Annotated in this window: 19 protein-coding genes and 1 tRNA gene; 7 read left to right on the top strand and 13 right to left on the bottom strand. The window is 59.4% G+C overall.

Annotation, left to right across the window (positions count from 1 at the left end; genetic code table 11):
* Positions 1-578: 578 nt before the first annotated feature.
* Entirely contained in the window at positions 579-791 is a 213-nt protein-coding gene (locus IH881_16130) for a hypothetical protein (GenBank protein ID MCH7869224.1), read from the bottom strand.
* 242 nt (positions 792-1,033) lie between these two features.
* On the opposite strand from IH881_16130, the gene IH881_16135 reads away from it, so the two are divergent.
* Complete coding sequence (locus IH881_16135) at positions 1,034-1,756, top strand: hypothetical protein (protein MCH7869225.1); 723 nt, start codon at positions 1,034-1,036, stop codon at positions 1,754-1,756.
* A gap of 95 nt (positions 1,757-1,851) precedes the next feature.
* Entirely contained in the window at positions 1,852-2,073 is a 222-nt protein-coding gene (locus tag IH881_16140; GenBank protein ID MCH7869226.1) for a helix-turn-helix domain-containing protein, read from the top strand.
* A 314-nt stretch (positions 2,074-2,387) separates the two neighbouring features.
* On the opposite strand, the gene IH881_16145 is transcribed toward IH881_16140, so the two are convergent.
* From IH881_16145 to IH881_16165, 5 genes are all read right to left on the bottom strand, one after another.
* Positions 2,388-3,731 carry a tyrosine-type recombinase/integrase gene (locus IH881_16145; GenBank protein ID MCH7869227.1) on the bottom strand — a complete coding sequence of 448 codons (1,344 nt, stop codon included), beginning with the start codon at positions 3,729-3,731 and terminating at the stop codon, positions 2,388-2,390.
* Between the two features lie 137 nt (positions 3,732-3,868).
* A tRNA-Gly gene (locus IH881_16150) sits at positions 3,869-3,944 on the bottom strand.
* 135 nt (positions 3,945-4,079) lie between these two features.
* Positions 4,080-5,393: a nucleotide sugar dehydrogenase gene (locus tag IH881_16155; protein MCH7869228.1), complete on the bottom strand. Its 1,314-nt coding sequence runs from the start codon at positions 5,391-5,393 to the stop codon at positions 4,080-4,082.
* 55 nt (positions 5,394-5,448) lie between these two features.
* Positions 5,449-6,006, bottom strand: a complete 558-nt coding sequence (gene pgsA / locus IH881_16160; GenBank protein ID MCH7869229.1) for a CDP-diacylglycerol--glycerol-3-phosphate 3-phosphatidyltransferase — start codon at positions 6,004-6,006, stop codon at positions 5,449-5,451.
* 163 nt (positions 6,007-6,169) lie between these two features.
* Positions 6,170-6,730 carry a lytic transglycosylase domain-containing protein gene (locus IH881_16165; GenBank protein MCH7869230.1) on the bottom strand — a complete coding sequence of 187 codons (561 nt, stop codon included), beginning with the start codon at positions 6,728-6,730 and terminating at the stop codon, positions 6,170-6,172.
* A 297-nt stretch (positions 6,731-7,027) separates the two neighbouring features.
* Between IH881_16165 and nadB the strand changes: the two genes are divergently transcribed.
* Together nadB and IH881_16175 are read left to right on the top strand one after the other, a co-directional pair.
* Complete coding sequence (gene nadB / locus IH881_16170) at positions 7,028-8,665, top strand: L-aspartate oxidase (protein MCH7869231.1); 1,638 nt, start codon at positions 7,028-7,030, stop codon at positions 8,663-8,665.
* Between the two features lie 193 nt (positions 8,666-8,858).
* Positions 8,859-9,557: a hypothetical protein gene (locus IH881_16175; GenBank protein ID MCH7869232.1), complete on the top strand. Its 699-nt coding sequence runs from the start codon at positions 8,859-8,861 to the stop codon at positions 9,555-9,557.
* A gap of 14 nt (positions 9,558-9,571) precedes the next feature.
* Here IH881_16175 and IH881_16180 read toward each other — a convergent pair whose 3' ends face one another.
* Positions 9,572-10,741 carry a metallophosphoesterase gene (locus IH881_16180; GenBank protein MCH7869233.1) on the bottom strand — a complete coding sequence of 390 codons (1,170 nt, stop codon included), beginning with the start codon at positions 10,739-10,741 and terminating at the stop codon, positions 9,572-9,574.
* Positions 10,742-11,086: 345 nt separating this feature from the next.
* On the opposite strand from IH881_16180, the gene IH881_16185 reads away from it, so the two are divergent.
* Positions 11,087-12,583: a sulfatase gene (locus IH881_16185; protein ID MCH7869234.1), complete on the top strand. Its 1,497-nt coding sequence runs from the start codon at positions 11,087-11,089 to the stop codon at positions 12,581-12,583.
* A 183-nt stretch (positions 12,584-12,766) separates the two neighbouring features.
* Here IH881_16185 and IH881_16190 read toward each other — a convergent pair whose 3' ends face one another.
* From IH881_16190 to IH881_16200, 3 genes are read right to left on the bottom strand one after another with little or no spacing between them, the layout of a single operon-like run.
* Entirely contained in the window at positions 12,767-13,552 is a 786-nt protein-coding gene (locus tag IH881_16190; protein ID MCH7869235.1) for a glucose 1-dehydrogenase, read from the bottom strand.
* 35 nt (positions 13,553-13,587) lie between these two features.
* Positions 13,588-14,985, bottom strand: a complete 1,398-nt coding sequence (locus tag IH881_16195) for a glutamine synthetase (protein ID MCH7869236.1) — start codon at positions 14,983-14,985, stop codon at positions 13,588-13,590.
* A gap of 45 nt (positions 14,986-15,030) precedes the next feature.
* Positions 15,031-16,479, bottom strand: coding sequence for an amidophosphoribosyltransferase (locus IH881_16200; GenBank protein ID MCH7869237.1), 1,449 nt, complete (start codon positions 16,477-16,479; stop codon positions 15,031-15,033).
* Positions 16,480-16,954: 475 nt separating this feature from the next.
* Between IH881_16200 and IH881_16205 the strand changes: the two genes are divergently transcribed.
* Together IH881_16205 and IH881_16210 are read left to right on the top strand one after the other, a co-directional pair.
* On the top strand, positions 16,955-17,956 hold the full coding sequence (locus tag IH881_16205; GenBank protein ID MCH7869238.1) for a phosphoribosylaminoimidazolesuccinocarboxamide synthase: 1,002 nt from the start codon (positions 16,955-16,957) through the stop codon (positions 17,954-17,956).
* A 35-nt stretch (positions 17,957-17,991) separates the two neighbouring features.
* A complete protein-coding gene (locus tag IH881_16210) occupies positions 17,992-19,233 on the top strand; it encodes an outer membrane beta-barrel protein (protein ID MCH7869239.1) in 1,242 nt (413 codons plus the stop codon).
* On the opposite strand, the gene IH881_16215 is transcribed toward IH881_16210, so the two are convergent.
* The 3 genes from IH881_16215 to pnp form a co-directional block, all read right to left on the bottom strand.
* Positions 19,230-20,255 (bottom strand): phosphatidate cytidylyltransferase, encoded by a 1,026-nt coding sequence (locus tag IH881_16215; GenBank protein ID MCH7869240.1) that lies wholly within the window; start codon positions 20,253-20,255, stop codon positions 19,230-19,232. The genes IH881_16210 and IH881_16215 overlap by 4 nt on opposite strands.
* 17 nt (positions 20,256-20,272) lie before the next feature.
* A complete protein-coding gene (dut, locus tag IH881_16220; GenBank protein MCH7869241.1) occupies positions 20,273-20,737 on the bottom strand; it encodes a dUTP diphosphatase in 465 nt (154 codons plus the stop codon).
* Between the two features lie 74 nt (positions 20,738-20,811).
* Positions 20,812-22,510: polyribonucleotide nucleotidyltransferase (pnp, locus tag IH881_16225; GenBank protein MCH7869242.1), on the bottom strand; the 1,699-nt coding region annotated here is incomplete at its 5' end.

The following is a 22,510-nucleotide window of genomic DNA, read 5'->3' on the forward strand; positions in this document are numbered from 1 at the left end:
AAGCCTTAGGCGCGCTACTTCGAAAAAGTGCTTTCTTGAATCCGGCTTCATCTTTCGGGAATCCCATTACCGGCGATGCAGACACCCAGAAGGGGATTTCCTCGCCCTCTTCCATTTCACTGAAAAGACAGTCGAGGAATTCATTGAGGAGCTTTTGTGGCTGCCTGCGGACGACTTCATTCTTGCTAGCCTGGTCGGGCATCGCGAGTTCCTTCGAAGTTGAATGCGATGTGTGTGGGGGGCCGCATCGGTCGTTTCCGATGCCGGTCCCTAATTTTTTCTGTCGCGCGGGCACGGAGGCACGAAGTGGGGAGCCAGCGCGTCCCTAGATCAAAAGCGGGGAAGTCGCCTTCCGCAATCGCAATGCCGATTCGCTTAGGGGTTCCAGTTTTTCGAGCGATCGCCTGGACCGTGTAGAGCCTCTCGTTTGCCATTCGTCGAGGTTGCGGTTCTACACCGTGCGCCGCGAGAGGGCGCACCTCAAAACTGTGCGGGGACAGTCACTGTCCCCGTAATATGGCGAAGAAAGTTAACGGGGACAGTGACTGTCCCCGCGAATTACGATTTCACGATGACCTTTAGCCCACTAATCGAACTAGGAAGTTGCCCATCTTCATCATCTTGAAATCAGCTTCGGCTTCGGCGGACCCGTCATTCACGCCCCGCTGGAAGAAGCCGTCTTCCTTGAACAGTTTGATGAAGCCATCGGAGTGGAGTTCCATGCGGAAGCGCTCAACGGAGTAGTGATTGGGACTATACTTTTCCTCGCGAAACTCGAAGGCTGCGCGCATCCGCCTATTCCGCTCCTCGTTGATTTACTTCCTCATAGCTTGCGAGGCAGAGAGATCCAACGTGGCGGACTTCTTCCACGCTTTGTTGTAACGCGCCCCGGCACGCACGAGGGTGCTGACTCGAGGACCACTCGCTAACCTGAATACTCATCCTTGGGGCTAGGTTGATCCCCGAAAAGCCGGCAGCTCCGCCGGCCTGCCCCGAGGATTCACACATCGGAGCCCGCGAGGAGCAGCGGATCATGGCCAAGAAGAAAAGCACCCTGCAGAGCTCGACAGAGAAATACGACCGGCGCTCACGTATCCACTTTACTTCCCCGCCCGAGGGCAAGAATTTCCGTGTTCTCGCGCCTGGAATCTTCGCGCAAGAATGGAACGAATCTCAGATCAGAAACTACTGCAAAGAAGCACTGGGGGATCTCCAGATGGTAGGCATTCTGAAAGGGCATCGTTTGGAAACCCTCACTTGGGAGATCGTCGACCAAACGCAGTACACCCACCAGGAAAATTCCAAAAGCGTGGAGGCGCGCGCAATCTTTGTGCTCCTGTGGAGCTTTCAGTATCGCCATGCGGTGACGATCGGCGACTGCGCTGCGGCGATCTACGCCATGCACAAGGTCACCGAGCGAGCTACGACGGCAGGTGCCCACGAAGTGTGGGCGGGGGTATCAAGTCGGGACACCGCTGCCTCGCGGGCCAAAAAGAAGCAGAATTATAAGGAGCGGAAACGGCTGGCGAGTGCAGCCTTCGAGTTTCGCAAGGAAAAATTTTCCAAGTACTACTCTGTTAGGAAATTCAAAGATGAATTGGACTCGAAGCGCCTCCTCACGCAGCTCGCGGACGACGGGTTCGCAGAAGTCGAGGCTTTCGAAAAAATCGTTGACGATCTGCCACGTTCGATTAGCGGGCTTCGCGACATCGTCGCTGAAACCGTAGTTGGCGGGGACAGTGACCGTCCCCGCTAGCTTTCTTCGCTAAATCGCCGAGACGGTGACTGTCCCCGCTTTGATTCGAGTCGCGCCCCCTTGTCGCGAATGGTCGAGTTTCGCAACCTCGACGAATGGCAAACGAGAGACTTTTCACAGTCCCAGAGATCGCACGAAAGACCGGGGTCTCGCCCAAGCGCATCCGTTTCGCCGTCGCAGAGGGCCACCTCCGCGCTTGTGATCTGGGGACGCGCTGGTTGCGAATTCGTGGCTCCGACTTTGAACGCTGGATGGCGGCAACGCAAGTTCGACCGCCCGCGCCCACCCACCCGCTCTTGAGCGAGACAAAACCTTGAGTGAGGCAAGCCAAAAGCTCGAGCAGGTCCGCCGCGTATGCAACGAAATGGGAATCCCATTCGATGCGTCGCAGAAGCTCGCCATATCAACACGGCGTGCCGCGAGGCTCCTCGACTTAACAGACAAGGCATTCACGAAGCTTCTCACAGAAGATGGAATCCCCATCATCGACTTAGGACCGCGTGCTAGCCGTATCCTCGTCACCGACCTCGTAGAGCTACTCTTCCGACGCCGAGTCGTAAGAACCCCCAAGCGCACGGGTGATCTCGACGCAGATCAAACAAAATCCTGTAGAAGAGCACTTCAGGCCTGATCACCCTGCGCCGTACGTCATCATCACGGCCTTGAATGGCTCAATCTCGTAGAACGCACGCGCGGTCACCAAGTCCTCCTTGGAGACCGGCCCAGAAATGATGCGGGTACTATTCGTTCCGTAGGTTCGCTCGACCATACGCGAATCCTTGTGCCCAAGGTGCTGTGCCACGAATCCCAACGGTACGTGCGAAGACTTGAGCCAGTAGCAGAAGGAGTGCCGGAAGAGCAGCTGTTTCATCCTCAATCTGAGGGGTATACCGGCGCGCTCAAAAGCAACGACATACGCATCCTTCCAGGGTTCATACGGATGCGGTTTGGAGAGGCTGTTCGGGTCCGGGAACAGATGGGGACTGGTCAACCCGACCCGAAGTCGCTGCTCCTCTAGAATCGTGCGCGCAGTGGGAGGCACGGCCGAGTACCACTCGTTAGCCGTCTTGGTGGGCCCAATCGCTCTAGCCTCTCCGCCTTCGTCCTTCCTGCGACGACGCTTGGTTGCGCGATTAATCAGAACAACATTCTCGTCAATGCGATGGAGCCCATCGCGCGAAATCGCCGAGACCTCAGCCCAACGAAGTCCGAGTCTGAGTGCAATGCGAATTGACGGGAAGTACGCGCGCTCGACGTCGTCTTCGGGAGAAGCCAGAACTTTGTCGAGCGCGAACAGTTCGCTCGGGCTCAGCCACTCAATGTCCTTGGAACTCGTCGAGCTCAAGCGCCGTCGTTTGATCGTCATGTTGAGGAACGGCCACGTCACGTCCTTCGAGAGAAGACCATTTGCGACGGCATCCGCGAGGAGACGCTCCAGAATCCACATGCGGCCATTCGTACTCTCAGCACCCACCAACTCACCGTCCGGCCTCCGGGTCAGCTTTCCGCGGATGAGAGGGAGAACTGCTTCGGGCTGAGTGTTTGCGATCCGTTCAATCGACCAATCTCCGAGAAACTCCGTCAGTGCTCGAAGATGCGTGAGGTAGTTGACGGGAGGAGACTCCTTCTGGTCGTGGAGTCGAGCACGAAGACGATCGCGAAAGCGAGGAGCATATTCGGCGAGCAGGGTTCCAGCCCCGGCGTTTCGAATCTTCCGTGCCCCTAGACCGATCCCAAGCCGATCCTCGTACTCTTCTACTCGCGCATTCCAGCTGCCATCGCGGACAAGCCAGCCATAGTCTTGATCCTGCTCCGCGAGTTGCAGCACTTCGAGAACACGTGTTGAGAGCGTGAGATCGTTCGTGCAGAACGCGCGGCGGTAGAGCTTTCCCTCAATTGTCTTCGATCCGCAGCAAGAATGGGAGTAGCCGCCGCGAGGCTTGATCGAGTAGGCCGACTTTTTTGACTTCTGCATTCACTTCTTCTTTGTCCGCTCGACTGAGTCTCACATCGAGAGGTGCAAACTGGAAGAAATCTAGTGCAAGAAATCCTACTGACGATCGACCAAAACGACAACAGGATCGCCTAAAGTGGCGACCCTGTTGATCTTTTTGGAGCACGAGACCAGATTCGAACTGGCGACCCTCACGTTGGCAACGTGATGCTCTACCAGCTGAGCTACTCGTGCGTGAGATCTTTCGCTGGCGAAACGAGGAGTTAGCAATCTCATCGGCCCGGTTCAAGGTTCTGCTCGGGACTTTTGGTGTTGGTTTCCCGGGGGGTTGCGGGGCTACCTCTTCTATGACCCTTATGTCTCTAAAACTCAGAGTTTGGTGATCTTCTCCCGGTCGGTGGTGATGTCCTTGGTGGCGTTGCGGGCGTCGAATATTCGCTTGGCGTTTGCCACGATGCTCTTGTAGTCGAAGGCGTTGTGGTCGGTGAGGATTACGGCGACGTCGGCGGCGGCGAGGGTCTCGTCGGCGGTGCCTACGTCTTCGTATGTAATCCCATCCACCTCGATCGAACTCACGTGGGGGTCGCTGAAGCTCACATCGCCACCCTTGGCGACCAGCAGGCGAATGACGTCCAGGGCCGGCGCTTCGCGCATGTCGCCGACGTTGCTCTTGTACGCCACGCCGAGGATCAAAATCTTGGCGCCGTTGACCGATTTGCGGTCCTGGTTCAGCAGGTCCGCCACGCGGTCGACCACGTGCTCGGGCATGCGGCTGTTGATGTCGGTGGCGAGGTCGATGAAGCGGGCTGGGAAATTCAGGCTCTTCATCTTCCACGAGAGATAGCTCGGATCGACCGGGATGCAGTGGCCCCCTAGACCCGGGCCGGGCAAGAACTTCATGAAGCCGTAGGGCTTGGTTGCAGCGGCTTCGATCACTTCCCAGACATCCAGGCCGAGACGCTGACACATCAATGCAATTTCATTGGCGAGGCCAATGTTGATCGCCCTGAAGGTGTTCTCCAGCAACTTCACCATTTCGGCGCTCTGGGTCGAGCTGACCTGAACGATCTCGTCAAAGATGGTGGCAAAGATCTTGGACGCCAACTCGGTGCACAGAGGTGTTTGCCCGCCCACGACCTTGGGTACGCTGCGCACCTTGAAGGTTTTGTTCGCTGGGTCTATGCGCTCGGGAGCAAATGCAAGAGAGAAGTCTTCGCCCACTTCGAGTCCCGATTCTTCGAGTATCGGCACGAAGAGTTCATGGGTAGTGCCCGGATAGGTAGTACTACCGAGGATCACGAGTTGGCCGGAGCGCAGCCGACGGCGAATTTCTTCGACCGCACTCGCCATGTGGGAGACGTCCGGATCCTTGGTGCGGGTGAGCGGCGTGGGGACACAGATATTGATGATGTCCAGACGCGAGAGGCCACCAAAATCCGCAGAAGCGTGCAGACGCCCTGTGGCACGAGCTTCAGCCAGTTTGGCGCTGGGTACGTCTTCTATATAAGACTCGCCTCTTTCGATTGCATCGATCTTGCTCGAATCGATATCGAAACCCGTGACGTCGAACCCCGCATTCACGAATTCGACAACCAGGGGAAGCCCGACGTAGCCGAGCCCGATCACGCCGATTCGCGCATCACGCGAATCGATTCGCTCGGACAACTCGGTTAGACGGCTCATATGCGTATCCCTTTCACGCTCTTGATCGCGCGGGGCACTTCAGACTGTAGCTGACTCAGCCCTTCGCCTGTTTGAGGCGCCAGCCAAAGTAGCTGCTGAAGTAGAGCCAACCCGACCAGAGAGTGAGTGCCGACGCCAGGGCCAAAAGTGTCAGGCCAATCTCGTGGGTCGGCAGTCCGTAGATCGGGTGGTGAAACAACAGTGCAACCACAGCCGCGTTCTGCGCCACAGCCTTGAGCTTTCCCGCCCCCGAGGAGGCCACCACGTGGCCTTCGGCTGAGGCGATCCCGCGCAGTCCCGTCACGGCCAATTCCCGGGCCACAATGATCACCACCATCCCGGCTTCCCAATCCCCGAGCCGCTCTACCGCCAACATCATGATCAAAGCCGTGGTGACCAGCAACTTGTCGGCAAGTGGGTCCAGCAGCTTCCCCAACCGGGTGACCATCTTCCACGAGCGTGCGATGTAGCCGTCCAACAGGTCGGTCAAGATCGCAGCAATGAACACCCCCGCCATGATCTGGCTGCCGACCGGGTCGAGCAGCAGCGGCATGAAGAGCAGCAGCGGCACGACGCTGATACGAATCAGGGTGATGGTATTTGGAACATTGATAATCTGATCGCCGACCTCGGGATCGAGCTGCGGTCGCGGATTGCCGGCTTCGCCAAGCCCGCGCGGTTGCGTCATTTCAGAGATCTCGGACATCGTTTCCGTCGCCTGCCAGTTCATCTGGCACCGAAGATTGCGGTCACTGGACACCTCGAGTCAGCTGGACTCATCGGTGGAAGTCACCTCGGTAGCCGCGATAGTAAGCCAACACACGCTTTACGTAAGCCTTGGTTTCGGGATATGGCGGGATCCCTCGGTAGCGATCTACGGCCTTCGGGCCGGCGTTGTATGCAGCCAGGGCTCGGCTCAAATCTCCGTAGCGATCCAGCATTTCTCTCAGGTAGCGAGTGCCACCGCTCACGTTCTCGACGACGTGAAACGGGTCCTCGACCCCCAGTTGCTCTGCGGTCTTGGGCATGAGTTGCATCAACCCCTGGGCCCCCGCCCGTGAAACGGCCCGCGGGCTGAAGTTGCTTTCGGCCGCAATGACGGCCTTGATCAGGGCTGGGTCCAATCGCTGTGCTCGAGCTTCACGCACGATCAACGAGTCGTAGCCGTGGTTGCGCGGGACGTTCGCCGGCGCTTTACGGCTGTAGCCCGTGGCCTTTGGGCGGATCTTGACAAGCTGGTAGCGCGAATCGCTGGGCGCGTTGGTGAAGTGGACCACCCCGCGATCATCGGTAAACCGGTAGACGGCGGAGTTGGCCGCTGCCCCTTGGGCCGCAATGAGCGCCCCGGTGACGGTGATCAATCGTATTCTGAGCCAAGGGCGCAAGTTTCCGTTCTCCCGGGATCGAGATCCCTACCCTTTCTACATCGGAGCTTTTCCCTACCCGCCTTAGAAGCCAAATTGACGCGGGACGATTCTTGCTGCGGAAATGCAAGCCAAAGCCTGACTCGGAATCTTTAGGCGGGGGCTTTCCGCCTCAAGCGTGGCTAGACTCGAGGTCGCTAGGATTTATGCACGCGCTGATCCAAGAGCGGGTCCACGAACCGACGGCAAGTGAAACCCGCGGAGCCTTTCATGACAAGTTCCGAATCAACGGACCGACGCGACTTCGATTTCTTCGTGATCGGCAGCGGAATCGCAGGGCTCCACTACGCGTTGCGCGTCGCCGACCACGGAACAGTCGGGCTGATCACCAAGAAGGACGCCGCCAGTTCCGCCACCCAGGTCGCCCAGGGCGGAATTGCAGCCGTGGTCGATCCGCTCGATTCATTTGAAGATCACATCCAGGACACGATCAACGCAGGCGGGGGGCTGTGCAACGAAGAGGTCGTGCGATACGTGGTCGAACGCGGACCCGAATCGATCGAGTCCCTGTTGAAATACGGCGTCGATTTCGATCGCGGCGGCGAATCGCAACTCTACTACGACCTCGGTCGTGAAGGCGGACACGGCAAGCGTCGCGTGCTCCACCATCGGGACGCGACCGGTAAAGAGATCGAACGCGCGCTGCTCGCCCGCGCCGTCCAACACCCCAACATCGAACTCTTCGACTACCACCTCGCGGTCGATTTGATTACGGCTCACAAGTCCGGACGCACTGAGCCCAACCGCGCGCTCGGCGCTTATGTACTCGATTCACGCACCGGAGAAGTGCTGCGCTTCGCAGCCCGCATCACCCTGCTCGCCACCGGCGGTGCGGGCAAGGTTTATCTCTATACGAGCAATCCCGACGTCGCGTCGGGAGACGGCATTGCGATGGCGTATCGCGCGGGTGCAACCCTGGCCAACATGGAGTTTGTGCAGTTCCACCCGACCTGCCTGTTCCACGCCGATGCGGGGTCGTTCCTGATCACCGAAGCGGTGCGCGGCGAGGGCGGCATCTTGCGCAATCGTCGCGGCGCACCGTTCATGGAAAACTACTCTCCCATGAAAGATCTGGCGCCTCGGGACATCGTCGCCCGCGCGATCGACACCGAACTCAAGCGCTCGGGCGATCAATATGTTCATCTCGACATCACCCACCAGGACGCCAGCTTCATTCGCACGCGTTTCCCAACCATCTACGATCGCTGCCTGTCGTTTGGCATCGACATCACCAAGACACCCATCCCGGTGGTGCCGGCCATGCACTATTGCTGCGGTGGCGTGCGGACGGGGCTCACGGGAGAAAGTGATCTGCCCAACTTGTTCGCCACCGGAGAGGTTGCCAACACCGGACTCCACGGTGCCAACCGACTCGCATCCAACTCCCTGCTGGAAGCCATGGTTTTTTCCGATGCGGCCGCCACAGAGTCCATCTCGCGTCTGGCCGAGATTGAACCGCCGGGCGATCTCGCGCCCTGGGAATCGGGCAGTGCAACCGAAAGCCACGAGGCTGTCATCATCACCCAGAACTGGGACGAGATCCGACGCTTCATGTGGAACTACGTAAGCATCGTCCGCAGCGACCGCCGCCTCGCCCGGGCACAACACCGCATCGAATTGCTACACGACGAGATCAACGAATACTATTGGGACTTCAAGCTCACGCCTGATTTGATCGAACTGCGCAACATTGCAACCACCGCCAAACTCATCACCCAGGCAGCTCAGTTCCGTAAGGAGAGCCGCGGCCTGCATTACAACCTCGATCATCCTGAACGAGACGACGAACACTTCCAAAGAGACACGTTGCTGCAACGCGGTGATGATCCACGGCTGAGTCCGACTTAGAGGGTGACAGTCTAAACGATCGGCCCGATAGAGTGGCGACGGGATCTGCAGATCAGCCGCTGGTTTGCTATGAGGGCGATCTGGCACAAAGTCACTTGCGTGAACAAATCCGGCGAGGTAGTGGCTACTATTGAAGCGAGCACTCGAAGGCGATTCGGTTTCGAATTGTTGCCCTGTCGAGAAAGAATCACACTTGGCGTCTACAAACGGTACGGACTTGAACACAGTAGAGTTCGATTCAGCAGAGGTCGACGACGCGGCTCCAACCGCTGGGCTCAGCCCGCGGGACCGCATGATCGTTCGTGGCTGCCTGGCCGCCCTGGGTGCGCTATCGGTCGGGACCTGGATTGGTGTTGGCTCGTCGCCCTACCTGGTGAACAACTACCCGCTATTGCTCGTCGGGATCAGTCCAATCAGCCGGCACTTCATTCTGGTCGCACCGCTGGTCGCCACACCGTTGTTGCTGCTCGTGGGGGGATTGCGCAGCCTCGCCTTTACGACGTTCTCCTACTTTCTCGGTAGGTCTCTCGGCGACCCCGGTTTGGTCTGGCTCGAACAGAGATCGAAGAGGGCTGGCCGTTTCATACGTTGGCTCGAGCGATTTTTTTTGCGCTGGTCGTACTTCGCTGTGTTCGTGTTTCCCTTGGGAGCAATGGCGTGCGTAGCCGGAGTCGCTCGCATGCGTCCGCTCGGATTCTTCGCCGTTGCAATACCCGGAATCGCGTTTCGCCTGACTCTGTACGTTTTGCTCGGAGAATCGATGCGCGAGCCGATCCTGAATTTTCTGGCGTTTCTGCGCACACACCAGCTTCCGCTGACCATCGCATGTGCGCTGAGCATGGCGATGTATCAGCTCTACAAGCACAAGTGGCGAGATCGCGAGAGCGTTTAGATCGGCTAGACCTTTTAGGCTACCAATCGGATGAGCGCGATCTCGCGCGGACAGTTGAGCCGCAGGGGAAGGCCCGCCATGCCAAGGCCCCGATTCACGTACATCGTCGAGCGGCCTCGCAGGAACACGCCCCGGGTTTGATCCGAGATCATGCGCGAAGCGTTGTAGTTGGTGGCAAAGGGAAAGGCGATTTGTCCGCCGTGGGTGTGTCCCGAGAGTACCAGCGGAAAACCGAGTTGCTCCGCGTGTCGAAAGAAGCTCGGTCGATGAGCCAGCAGTATACACGGGACATCGCGCGGGATCTCGGCGGCGAGACGTTCGAGCGCGGGACTTTCGGAGTGTTTTTCCATCCAGCCGTCCAGCGGATCTTCGAGCCCGGCGATCACCAGGGATGCACCCTCGATCTCGATGCGATCCCATTCATCGCGCAACAACCGGATCGATGTCCAGTCCGCGAGTCCCGAGGCAACCGCCTCGGTCCCGGTATAGTGATCGTGGTTCCCGAGTACTGCGAATACACCGTGTCGCGCCTCGAGAGCGGCCAACTCACGGCATCCCTCTTTGATGTACTTCGGATCGAAGTCGAAAATGTCACCGGTGATGAGGATCAGATCGGGATCCAGCCGATTGATCCGGGCAACGAAGCTTGCGAGACGGTCCGGTCGCAGCAGCGGGCCGACGTGCAGGTCGGTGATGTGGACGAGCTTGAGTTGCGCGAGTTCAGGGGGGCAATCGGGTAGTGAAAGCGTCAGGGAGTCGACTCGCACCCGATGATTGCCCACGGTGGCACCCCACAGTCCGGAGCCGAGTCCGAGTGTCACTACAGCTCCGCCGAGCCACAAGATTCCCAGGTCGCGAAGAGCCTCTAGATTCAGGAACCAGGCTCCGCCGTACAGCGCAATGAATACAGCCGCAAGCATCATGCCGGTCATCAGCGCGACAACACTCCCGAGAATCCAGACGCGGCTGAATACGAGGCCGATGCCCTGTGCGTGAATGCGGCTGCGGGCCGCTGGGAACAGCACCAGGTTGATGCCGCCCAGGGCGATGACGAACAGGGTTCCGGTTGCGAGGTTGAAGCCTGCTCCGCGTATCGCAAGCGCTGCCCAGTGGATGATCAGACACTCACTCAACGTTACGAGCAGGATCGACAGCAGGAGCATGCGCCGCATTCGTGGGTTCATTTACGTATTGCTTCCTCTCTTAGTGTCTCATTTCGGCGGCGCGTGCTTCCAGGTACCCGCGGATCAGTTCGGCGTCCTTGTCGTCGATCGAATCGCCCATCTTGGGCATCGCGGTTCGAGAATAGTAAAATTAAGCCGCGAATTTGAAGAAATTGCCGATAACGGGTCTTATGTAAAACCTGAAACGAGAGAGCCACTCCTGTCTTCGGGACATGGTTTTGGGTCCGATGGCCGGCCAAAGGAAGAGGATGTCACTTTAGCCAGGGAAGTGAGTGACGAAGACTTCGTCGCAATACGCGTTAGGATCGATTGATGTTGTGGTCGATTGAAAATGGAAACTCGCGAATGGGCCGTGCTTGGTGGGGACTTGTCTGTTCGAGCGCATTGGCCTTTGCGCTTGCGTGCGGAGATGGACCCGCAGCCCCCGAACCCGAAACGTCGCCTCCCGCCCCCGTCAGCCCGCCGGACTCAGGTCCTCCACTGATTCTCTTTATTTCACTCGACACGCTGCGGGCGGACCACCTTGGGTTTTACGGTTACGAGCGGCCGACCTCTCCAGTGCTCGACGCGCTGGCCGAGCAATCGGTTGTGTTCGAAGACGCCAGCGCAACCTCGCCCTGGACGTTGCCGAGTCACGCCTCGATGATGACTGGGCTTTATCCACTTCGACATGGCGTTGTGGCGTCGGATACGCGAATGCCTGGGCGCTTCGACACCTTGAGTGAGCAACTCGGGCGTTCGGGATACGAGACCTTCGCGGTCGTCAATACACCTTGGTTACAGCGGGATCTCTTTGGCTTCATGCGGGGCTTCGAACATACGCTCTTTGTAAAGGGAGGCGGGGATCGAGTTGCGCCCAACAACATGGTGACCGATCAGGTCTTGCACTGGGTCGAGCAAGGGGGCGAAAAGCCAAAGTTTATTTTTGTGCACTATATCGATATCCACAGCGACTACGTTTCTTTGCCCGAGCACGAAGCTCAATTTGTCAGGCCCTATACTGGAGCCATCAAGGGCACCACGAACCAACTGTATCAATTGCGTGTCTCTGATGAGTTCCTGGCGGCCTGTCGCGCATCCTTTGATCCGGTGCGATGTGTCGATCACGCAGGAGAGCCGCTGGGTGACACGATTCGCAAATCGGCTCTCGATCCAGCGGGGCTGCGCCATTTGGTGGATCGCTACGATGCGGGAATTCACCAATTGGATGCTGAACTCGGTCGGTTGTTTTCGGCGCTCGAGCAAGGCGGCTGGATGGATCAAATCTTGTTGGTCGTTACCGCAGATCACGGCGAAGAGCTGATGGATCACGGCAGCGTGTTCCATGCAGGCACCATGTACCAAGAGGTTCTACGGGTGCCACTGATCATTCACGGGCCCGATTTGCCTCGTGGTGTGCGGATCAAGGCCCCGGTCTCACTCACGGATCTGGCACCGACCCTGCTCGCAATGGCTCGAGCCAGGCCCCTTCTCGAGGTCGATGGCCGCGACCTTTCTGCGCTCTTGCGCGGGGAAGATGAGCAAGCCTTTGTCGAGCGAGATCTCTTTGGCGAAGCGCCTGGAGAGGTCAATGAGATGGTGGGCGAGACGAACTACCGATCCCTGCGCCGGGGCCGTTACAAGCTGCACTATGAGGTCTCGCGCGGTAGCTATGAACTGTACGACCTTGATTCGGATCCCCGTGAAGCCAACGACATTGCTGCGCTCGAGCCGGAGTTGTTCGCCGCAATGCGTCTCCGGCTCGATCGCCGCCACAGCATCACACCTACCGAAGCCGCGGATTCAGTGGAGCTGAAGGACGAGGACCGGGAAGCCCTACGCGCCTTGGGTTATCTCGAATAGCCAGCCATTTCTAAATTACAGCGACAGTCTTCAGTATTAGGGCGGCTAGATCACGCCAGCGTCGCGTAGTTCCCTGCGTTGCTCGGCGTCGGAGAATAGTAAAATCAAGCCGCAAATTTGAAAAAATTGCCGATAACGGGGGTAGATTCAACTCAACTGTCCGTGGAAAAAGGGGTAGCCCCCCTACTCCGGTGTCACATAAGCCGCCGTAATTCCCCCATCAACCATAAACGTCGTCCCGTTGACATACGACGAAGCCGGCGACGCCAAATAGAGTGCAGCGCGCGCAATCTCACTAGCTTCAGCCAACCTTCCCATCGGGATGTGCACCATCCGACGGGCTTTCTGCACAGGATCTTTAAGAAACTCCTCCAGCAGAGGTGTGTTGACCGGGCCCGGACACAGGGCGTTGGCGCGAATGCCTTGGCGCGCGTATTCGACGGCGATCTCCCGGGTCATTGCCAACACTCCGCCCTTGCTCGCCGTGTAGGCGATTTGCGAAGTGGCTGCGCCCACCACTGCAACAAAGGAAGCGGTGTTGATGATCGAGCCACCGCCGGCTTCGAGCATGGCGGGGATGCCGTACTTGCAACCCAGGAAGACGCCCTTGAGATTGACGTTGATGACCTGTTCCCAGACGTCTTCGCCGGTATCGGGGGGTGAGCCGTCGGCGTCGGGAAAGATGCCGGCGTTGTTGAACAACACGTGAAGCCCGCCGTGGCTGCGCGCCACGTCGATCGCGGCCTCGACATCTTTGGCCGAAGACACGTCCGCGCGCACGAATACCGCTTCTCCCCCAGCGGCCGATATTTGCGCGACCGTCTCTTCGCCACCATTGGTGTCGATGTCGCAGACCACGACAACGGCCCCCGCCCCGGACATCAAGAGCGAAGCTTCGCGACCGATTCCACTGCCCGCTCCAGTGATCAAGGCCGTGCGCCCGGCAAGCTCTCCCGCACTCTCTCCCAAGCCAGTCCCCTTCTGTCTCACTTCGTAAGTTTGAACTAGATGCGCTCGAAGTACCGCGCGCGCTCGTAGTCGGTGACCGCTTTGTCGAAGATCTGTTGCTCGCTGCGAGCGAAGTGGAGCAAGTGTTCGACCACTTCTTCGCCCAGGGCGGCGCGCATGAGCGGGTTGCTCTCGAAAGCTACGATGGCCTCGTTCAGGGAATTCGGGATCCGGGGCAAGGCTTCGGCCGTGTAGCCATCGCCAACGAACAAGGGGCCTGGATCCGTCTGCTTCTCGATCCCGTCGAGGGCTGCCGCGATCATTCCCGCGTATGCGAGATAGGGGTTGGCGTCGCCGCCGGGGATCCGGCACTCGATGCGCAGTGATGCGCCGTGACCCACTACGCGAAACCCGACGGTTCGATTGTCGTAGCTCCAGGCGATGCGCGTTGGGGCAAATGTGCCCTCCATATAGCGTTTGTATGAATTGACATTCGGGGCAAACAGCAGCGAAAGAGACCTGGTGTGGGCCAACAGTCCGCCGACGGCAAAGCGAAATGTATCCGACGGGTAGGCTCGAGTTCCCGGAATTGGCTCGCCCTGCTCTGCTGCGTCTGCAAAGACCGACTTGCCCTCGGGATCCGTAAAGCTCATGTGGATGTGCAGGCTGTTGCCCGCGTGCGCCGCGTGCCATTTTGCCATGAAGGTGATGGCAGCGTCCCGACTGCTGGCAATTTCCTTGGCCGCCATTTTGTAGATCACGTGGCGATCGGCCATCTCCATCGCCCCCGCGTAGCGCAGGTTGACTTCGTGTTGGCTCGGGCTGGCCTCGCCCTTGCTGAACTCTACGGGGATTCCGCTGGCGTCCGCTCCGTGTCGAATGGCTCCGACAATGTCTTCCGCCATGCCACCGGAAAGCAGGTGGTAGTCCTCGTTGTAGTGTTGCCGCAGTTCGAGATTCGCATAACCCTTTTCCCGGGCGCTGCGATAGGTTTCGCGAAACAAGAAGAATTCGAGTTCGCTGCCCATGTAGGGCACGAAGCCTCGCTCGCTCGCTCGCTCGACTTGCCGGCGTAAAATGTTGCGCGGAGAAACCGCGATGGGTTCGTCCCGCTCTTCCTCGAGCGCATCACAGATCACGATGGCCGTGCGGTCGAGCCAGGCGGCACGGCGCAGGGTGGAATAGTCGGGCACCGCCCTCATATCGCCATAGCCGGTGTCCCAACTCGTAAACGCGTAGCCCGGAGTCGGCTCCATCTCCATGTCGCATGCGAGCAAATAGTTGCAGACGTGCATGCCGTCCGCTGCGATTTCATCGAGGTAGAAACGTCCGACGATGCGCTTCCCCATCAGTCGACCGTAGAGGTCGGGGAATGCCGTAATGACGGTTTCGATTTCGCCGTCGTTGATCAGCCGCGTCAGCGTCTCAAGATCGAGCATCCCTCGAGCGTGCATATCCCCTCCCCTGTCCGATGCCTTTCAGGGTACTTGAACGGGCTGCTAGTCGTCTTCGGCGGGTTCTTCCTCGACGTCGCGGAACAGAGAAAGTTGGGGGATCTGCTGCTCGGGATCGACCGGGATCGGGTACTCGTCGGAGAAGCATGCATCGCAGATCCCGCGCTTGAACTCACTCGCGGCTACGCGTCGCAACCCCTCGAGCGAGAGATAGCCCAGGGTATCTGCGCCGATGATCTCACGGATCTCGTCCACGCTGTGGTCGTGGGCGATCAGTTCTTCCCGCGTCGGCGTATCGATCCCGTAGTGGCAGGGCCCGATGGTCGGGGGCGCCGAAATGCGCACGTGAACCTCTCGCGCTCCGGCATTGCGCAACATGGCCACGATCTTGACCAGGGTCGTCCCGCGTATGATCGAATCGTCGACCAGCACCACTCGCTTGCCTTCCAGAATGCCCCGGATCGCGTTGTGCTTGACCTTCACGCCAAACATGCGGATCGACTGGGCGGGCTCGATGAAGGTTCTTCGCACATAGTGGTTGCGAATCAGCGCCGTCTCGTAGGGGATCTGCGATTCCTCGGCGTAACCGATCGCGGCAGAGGTGCCCGAATCCAGAACGGGCACCACCAGATCCGCCGCCACTCCGAGTTCCCGTGCCAACACCCGACCCAGTTCTTTGCGGTAGGAGTAGACGTTCTTGCGGTTGAGATTCGAATCCGGGCGTGCAAAGTACAGATATTCGAACACGCAAAAATGACTTTTCACGCTCCGGGAAAACGGATGCATGCTGCGGATCCGACCCCGTCGGATCACCACGACTTCGCCGGGTTCGATGTCTCGCTCGAACTCGGCGCCCACCAGATCGAACGCGCAGGTTTCACTCGCCAGCACATAGGAATTCCCGAGGCGCGCCAGGCTGAGCGGGCGAAAACCGCTCGGGTCGCGCGCGGCGATGAGCAATTCGTCGGTGAGGAGCACGATGCTGAACGCCCCCTTTACCCGGGAAAGCGCGTCGATGAAGCGTTCTTCCAGGGACGCCTCTCGAGATCGGGCCAGCAAATGCAGAATGACTTCGCTGTCGGAAGTCGAACTGAAGATGGAGCCACGCCCCTCGAGTTCGGACCGGATCGCGAGGGCGTTCACGATGTTGCCGTTGTGGGCGATCGCCACTGGCCCCGCATCGGTATTGACGCAGATGGGCTGGGCGTTGCGCAGGCTGCTGGATCCGGCCGTCGAGTAGCGCACGTGTCCGATCGCGTGGCGCCCGGGTAGCCGCTTCAGGGTCTTGGAACCGAAGATGTCCGCCACCAGCCCCATCGCCCGGTGCGCGGTGTGTTCCCGGCCGTTGCTTGCGACGATGCCGCAGCTCTCCTGGCCGCGGTGCTGTAGGGCGTAGAGCCCCAGATAGACGATGTTTGCGGCTTCGTCATGCCCCGAAATTGCGAACACACCGCATTCGTCGTGGAAGTGGTCCGCCTCGCGTTCCTTGCGCAGCGCCTCGAGCTCTTCCGCCGTGATGGATTCGAAGGTGGGGTTGTCGGGTTCCAAAACGCCGTTGGGTTTTTTCCCGCTTTGGGTCGCTGGGGGATTCCCTGTCAATCGAACTCTCCAGTCAGACTTGCATTGGTTTTGGCTCTTGATCCTGGCTCTCGGTGTCCGCTCTTTATCATTGCACTTTATTTACTTGGTGCACTTTATTTACTTGGTGCACTTGGTGCTGCTTCGGCCTTGGACTCGATCGCCCCACGGGAAGTGCGTGTTCTGAGGTCACCTTTCGATGTGATTCGGAAAACGGCGGCAGTTTACCCGCCGGTCCACAGCGGGTCAACGCGTTGGCCACGCGAGCCCCGCTGGGCCGAGCTAAGCTCCGCTGCTCACCCTGCAGCCCCGGGCAAGACGGGTCGCGCGACGGCTGAGCGCAGTACCCGCAAGCTGGGGCGCAAGTCCCGGAAAAAAATCACGCAACCCCATGGTCGGTGACCGACCCAAAAGAGAGGAATTCTACGTGGGAGTCGACATCAAGCTGTTGGAAGAATTGTGCGCCAAGACCCTGGACAGCACCCAACTAGACGCACTCGGTGAGCGTCGAGAAGGCAAGGTCCGCGACAGTTATATCGATGGTGATCAGCGCACCATCGTCGTGACGGATCGAATCAGCAGCTTTGACGTCGTCATCGGGACCATTCCACTCAAGGGGCAGGTGCTCAATCGCGGGGCGGCCTTCTGGTTTGACAAGATCGACGGCGTGATCGATCACCACATCATCGATGTTCCCGATCCCAACGTCTCGCGGGTTCGCAACTGTGAGTTGCTCCCCGTCGAATTCGTCTACCGCGGTTACCTCACCGGCTCTACATCGACCTCGATTTGGACCTCCTACTCCCGAGGCGAACGCAATTATTGCGGGCACTCGCTTCCCGACGGAATGCATCGTCACGAAAAGCTCCGCGAGCCGCTCCTCACCCCGACCACCAAGGCGGATTTCGGCCAGCACGACGAACTCACCTCGCGCGAAGAGTTGATCTCCCTGGGTGCGATCTCCGAAGAGCAGTACGACCGGGCCGGAAAGATTGCCGCCGAGTTGTTTCAGATCGGCACTGATTATGCGGCGAGCCGCGGACTGATCCTGGTCGACACCAAGTACGAGATGGGGCTTGGTCCCGACGGAGAAATCATCGTGATCGATGAGATCCATACGCCGGACTCTTCCCGCTACTGGTATCTCGACGACTATGAACGATCACTCTCGGAGCAGCGCTCCCCCGCCGCGCTCGACAAGGAATATGTCCGCCTCTGGTTGGGCGAGCAGGGGTACAAGGGCGACGGTCCATCGCCGACCCTGCCGATCGACGTCCGCTGCGAGGCGGCGCGCCGCTACATCGAGGCATATGAGCGCATCAGTGGAACCGCGTTCGAACCCGATCTCGAAGAACCGATCGCGCGCATCAAACGCAACCTCGGGCTCGCGTGACAACACACTTGTCGAGCAGGAAACGGACGACGATTGTGTCAAAGCTTTGGACTGCGGCGGTCGCATTGGCGCTAACCGGCATGCTGGCCACCACCGCGGCTGGCCATTCCAATGAGACACTCGGGGAAATAGACGCAGAATCGGGATCGGGTCTCTCGATGTTCCTCGAAGCGACCGAGATCAATTCATGGATCAACGTCAACTACACCTACAACCCGCGCGGGAGTGGCAACGATCAATCGATCAACCAGAACAGCAATACCGGCTTTCACAGCAACAACGACACGTTTCAGCTCGATCAATTCTGGTTTCAGTTCGATAAACCCGTCACTTCCGAAAGCCGCGCAGGGTTTCATGCTGATATTGCCTTCGGCGAAACCGCGCGCAGCGAGATCGGCGTTACAGGCAACGATGTGGTTACGATCTATTCCGCCTACATCAGCTATCTGGCCCCACTCGCCTATCAGGGCATTCGCCTCGACGCGGGCGAACTCTGGACCTTGCTCGGCGCCGAGGTGATCCCGGTTTCAGAAAATCTGAACATCACCCGGGGTCTGGTCTGGGGCCTGCAACCCGTGAGTCATACCGGTGCGATCCTGTCGACCCAGGTGGGTCCGGTGTCGCTGTCCTTCGGTCTGGTCAATGCGGTGGTGAGCGATACCGCGATCGATACCGATCGCAACAAGGCGCTCACCGGTCAAGTCAAGTTCGCAGCCGACACCTGGAATATCGCGGCTTCATTCATTCACGGCAGTCGACTCGGGGCGCTCGAGAATTCGGGCATCGCGATCGATCCCTCCGATCCGCTCTGCAGCGGCCCCACCGGTCAGATCCCCCCGTGCCCAACCTTCCCGGTCAACAATGACGACAATCGGAGCGACCTGGGAATCTTTGATCTCGTGGTCGCAGGAAATCTGGGCGAGGACATCACGCTGTATGTGAACTTCGACTACGTCTGGAGCCATCCGGCCAACCTCCCCAACGCGAGCACCTACGCCCTGGCGGCGGCGGGACGCTATCAATGGAACAAAGATCTGGGGATCGCGATGCGCTTTGAGGTCGTGGTCGTCGACCCGAGCAACGCGCAGTCCGAAGACGAGTATTCGTTCACCACGACCGTCGACTACGCCCTGACCGACGGCCTGACGGCTCGGGGTGAGGTGCGCTTCGACTGGGGAGTTGGCGACAAGTACCGCCGAGCGGGAGATCCCTATAGCTTCACCGGGGGCGCCGACAGCCAGACCTTGCTGTTGGCCGAATTGATCTATGCGTTCTAACCGAGATTAAACTCCACCCAGGCGAGCAGCATGTAGTACATCACCGGGATGGCCAGTAGCGGGGCGTCGATGCGATCGAGTATTCCGCCCATCCCCGGCAACAGCGCTCCGGTGTCTTTGACCTTGGCGTCGCGCTTGAGCAGAGACTCGACCAGATCGCCGACGATCCCCACCGCCGCCAGGATCGGCGCAAAGCCCAGGACAAGACTCCAGGAAAATGCAGCGGCGAGTTCGGGAGCCACGACCCCGTAGACGAGCTTGCACGACACGCCCACAACCAAGGCCGCCAACAGACCCCCGAGAGCGCCTTCCACGGTCTTGTTCGGGCTGATCTTGGGAGCGAGTTTGCGTCGTCCATAGGCGCGTCCCGCAAAATAGGCGCCGGCGTCGCAGGCTGCGACGACGGCCAGTACGTAGGTCATGAAGAACGCCCCGGAATCCGGGACCAGCCCGAATTGTTCGAGGTCCTGGGCCCCATAGCGGCCGAGCGCCGTTTTGTAGAAGAAGCGCAGCACGATCGCGTGCGACAGCAACCACGCCACATAAAACACGCCAAAGAAGGTGCCGGAAATACTTGCAAGGGCCTCGGTGATCTCCGGTTTGCCGAGCTGCGCAATCATGAATACGAGCAACGATGCCGTCACCAGCAGCATCGTGTGATATTCGTTGCCCCAGTAGGCAATCAGCATGACCGCGAGACCAAAGCCCAACCCCGGCATCACCAGGGGCTCGGCGCCTTTGTCCTCGATCAAGCCGTAGAACTCGCGCTGGGCGAGCACGCCAAAGGTGGCCACGACCGCGAGGTACAGCCAGCCCCCGAGATAGATCACGTAGAGTACGAACGGGATGAGGATCGCCGCGGTGACCAACCGCATTGACAGTTCACTGACTGGAGATTTCTTCTCGGCCAATGGCGTTGCGGGTTGTGGGTGAATCGGTTCTGGGCTCGGGGTCTCGGCCTGCTCCGGCGCGCTTTCGCCCGAAGCACTCCCTCCCGATGCAAGCTCTGTTGAATCGTTCATCACGACACCCCGCCCGCTTACCTGCCCGAATCCCCGAAGCCCTTGTTCCCGCGACCCGTTTCGTCGAGACTGGCAACCTCGTCGAAAACGCCATGGACCACGGGGGCAATCACGAGCTGGGCAATGCGATCTCCGCGCTTGATCACGAAGGGTTCTGTGCCCGCGTTCAACAGAATAACCTTTACCTCACCGCGATAGTCGGCATCGATGGTACCCGGTGAATTCGGCACGACGATCCCATTGCGCAGGGCAAGCCCACTGCGAGGGCGAACCTGCCCCTCGAAGCCCCTGGGAATGGCGAGAGAGAACCCGGTAGGAACGAGTTCCCGCTGACCGGGCTCGATCGTGAGTTCTCCCTCGATCGCGGCGGCGAGGTCGGCGCCTGAAGAGCCTTCCGTGGCAACCCTGGGAAGAGCCAGCCCCTCGGCATGGGGATGACGCCGGATGCGAATTCGCAACTCCGGTGTCTGTTCCCCACCCATGCGGTTCAAATCGTCATCCATCGTTGCGGATGATAATCGAGCTATCGGGCGTTGCGCTACGCAACTTCAACGGGCTATTCGGCCTCGCGTGCAGCCAGATCAGCGAGAGCTTCCTTGCGCGAGAGCCTGATCCGGCCAGCCGGGTCGATATCGATGCACTTGGCCAGCACCTCGTCACCCTCGTTGAGGACGTCGGTGACTTTCTCGACGCGCCCAGCAGCCAGATGACTGATGTGGATCAACCCGTCCGTGCCCGGGAAGATCTCCGCAAATGCACCGAAATCGGCAATGCGCTTGACCTTCGCGAGATAGATGCGACCGATCTCGGCCTCCTGGGTGAGCTCCTCGACCATCGAGAGTGCGACCTTCACGGCCTCCGCGTTCGGACCAAATACCGAACAACGTCCCGAGTCTTCGATATCGATCTTGGCTCCGGTCGTTTCCTGGATCGCGCGAATGACCTTGCCGCCGGGCCCGATGATGTCGCGAATGCGGTCGGGCTTGACGAAGATGACCTCGAGACGCGGCGCAAAATCGTGCAGCTCGCTCCGAGGCTTCAAGCCGTGGAGCTCCGACTCGGTGTCCTTGTTCATGCAGTCAAGGATGTGCAACCGACCTTCGCGTGCCTGGTCGAGCGCTTTCTCCAGGATCTCCCAGTTGATCTCCTTGACCTTGATGTCCATCTGCAGAGCAGTGATGCCCGCCTCAGAACCCGCGACCTTGAAGTCCATGTCGCCAAGGTGATCTTCGTCTCCCAGGATGTCCGAGAGCACTACGGTGCGTGTGCCGTCCGTGATCAACCCCATGGCGATCCCCGCCACCGGGCTCTTGAGCGGTACGCCCGCATCGAGCAGCGAAAGCGTCGAACCGCAGACTGCCGCCATCGACGACGAACCGTTGGATTCGAGGGTCTCCGAAACGACGCGAATGGTGTACGGGAACTCTTCGTGATCCGGCAGCACCGCCTTGATCGCGCGTTCTGCCAGGGTGCCATGACCCACTTCTCGTCGTCCGGGGCCGCGCAGCGGTCGCGCTTCGCCCACCGAGAATGACGGGAAGTTGTAGTGGAGCATGAAGGACTTCTTGTAGCGGCCGATCATGCCATCGATCGTCTGCTCGTCGAAGCCACTGCCCAAGGTCGTGGTCACCATCGCCTGGGTCTCACCCCGGGTAAACAGTGCAACGCCGTGAGGGCGAGGTACGGTTCGTACTTCTGAGGCGATCGGCCGGATATCCGACGGACCGCGGCCATCGATTCGCTCGTTGCTCGCCATCACGCGCTCGCGAACAATCTCTGCTCCGAGATCGTGAAGTATTCCCTTCACGTTTCCTCTGAGCTTCTTGAGACCGTTGCTGCGGTTTTCGTAGTCTTCCAGCGAACCCATCTGGACGGGAGCCTGGCTGTATTCCTCGACGTACACGTCTACAATTTCGCGCTCAATCTCCTTCACAGCCTTCGATCGTACGAATTTTTCCTTGATCTGATACGCCTCGCTCAAGCGGGCCTCGGCCTTGCCGCGAATCTCGGTCCACAACTCCGAATTGTCCTCGGCCTCTGCGGGGACGATCTTCTCCACGCCAACCTTCTTCTGCAGGTCTTCGATCACGTCGATGATCGGCTGCAGCGCCTCGTGACCAAATTTGAGGGCCGCCAGAACCTCGGCTTCGGGGATCTCTTTGGCCCCGCCCTCGACCATCACGATCGAGCCGCGGTGCCCTGCGACGATGAACTCGATATCACTTTCCTCGATTTGCTCGGGGGTGGGATTGATC

This window comes from Myxococcales bacterium (genome assembly GCA_022563535.1).
Lineage (GTDB): Bacteria > Myxococcota_A > UBA9160 > UBA9160 > UBA4427 > DUBZ01.

What these genes read in the sequence shown, in the direction of transcription:
- IH881_16145 (MCH7869227.1), bottom strand. Translation starts at nt 3,731, where the DNA reads ATGCAGAAGTCAAAAAAGTCGGCCTACTCGATCAAGCCTCGCGGCGGC.
- IH881_16140 (MCH7869226.1), top strand. Translation starts at nt 1,852, where the DNA reads ATGGCAAACGAGAGACTTTTCACAGTCCCAGAGATCGCACGAAAGACC.
- IH881_16180 (MCH7869233.1), bottom strand. Translation starts at nt 10,741, where the DNA reads ATGAACCCACGAATGCGGCGCATGCTCCTGCTGTCGATCCTGCTCGTA.
- IH881_16155 (MCH7869228.1), bottom strand. Translation starts at nt 5,393, where the DNA reads ATGAGCCGTCTAACCGAGTTGTCCGAGCGAATCGATTCGCGTGATGCG.
- IH881_16195 (MCH7869236.1), bottom strand. Translation starts at nt 14,985, where the DNA reads ATGCACGCTCGAGGGATGCTCGATCTTGAGACGCTGACGCGGCTGATC.
- IH881_16185 (MCH7869234.1), top strand. Translation starts at nt 11,087, where the DNA reads ATGGGCCGTGCTTGGTGGGGACTTGTCTGTTCGAGCGCATTGGCCTTT.
- nadB (MCH7869231.1), top strand. Translation starts at nt 7,028, where the DNA reads ATGACAAGTTCCGAATCAACGGACCGACGCGACTTCGATTTCTTCGTG.
- IH881_16130 (MCH7869224.1), bottom strand. Translation starts at nt 791, where the DNA reads ATGCGCGCAGCCTTCGAGTTTCGCGAGGAAAAGTATAGTCCCAATCAC.
- IH881_16135 (MCH7869225.1), top strand. Translation starts at nt 1,034, where the DNA reads ATGGCCAAGAAGAAAAGCACCCTGCAGAGCTCGACAGAGAAATACGAC.
- dut (MCH7869241.1), bottom strand. Translation starts at nt 20,737, where the DNA reads ATGGGTGGGGAACAGACACCGGAGTTGCGAATTCGCATCCGGCGTCAT.
- IH881_16215 (MCH7869240.1), bottom strand. Translation starts at nt 20,255, where the DNA reads ATGAACGATTCAACAGAGCTTGCATCGGGAGGGAGTGCTTCGGGCGAA.
- IH881_16205 (MCH7869238.1), top strand. Translation starts at nt 16,955, where the DNA reads ATGGTCGGTGACCGACCCAAAAGAGAGGAATTCTACGTGGGAGTCGAC.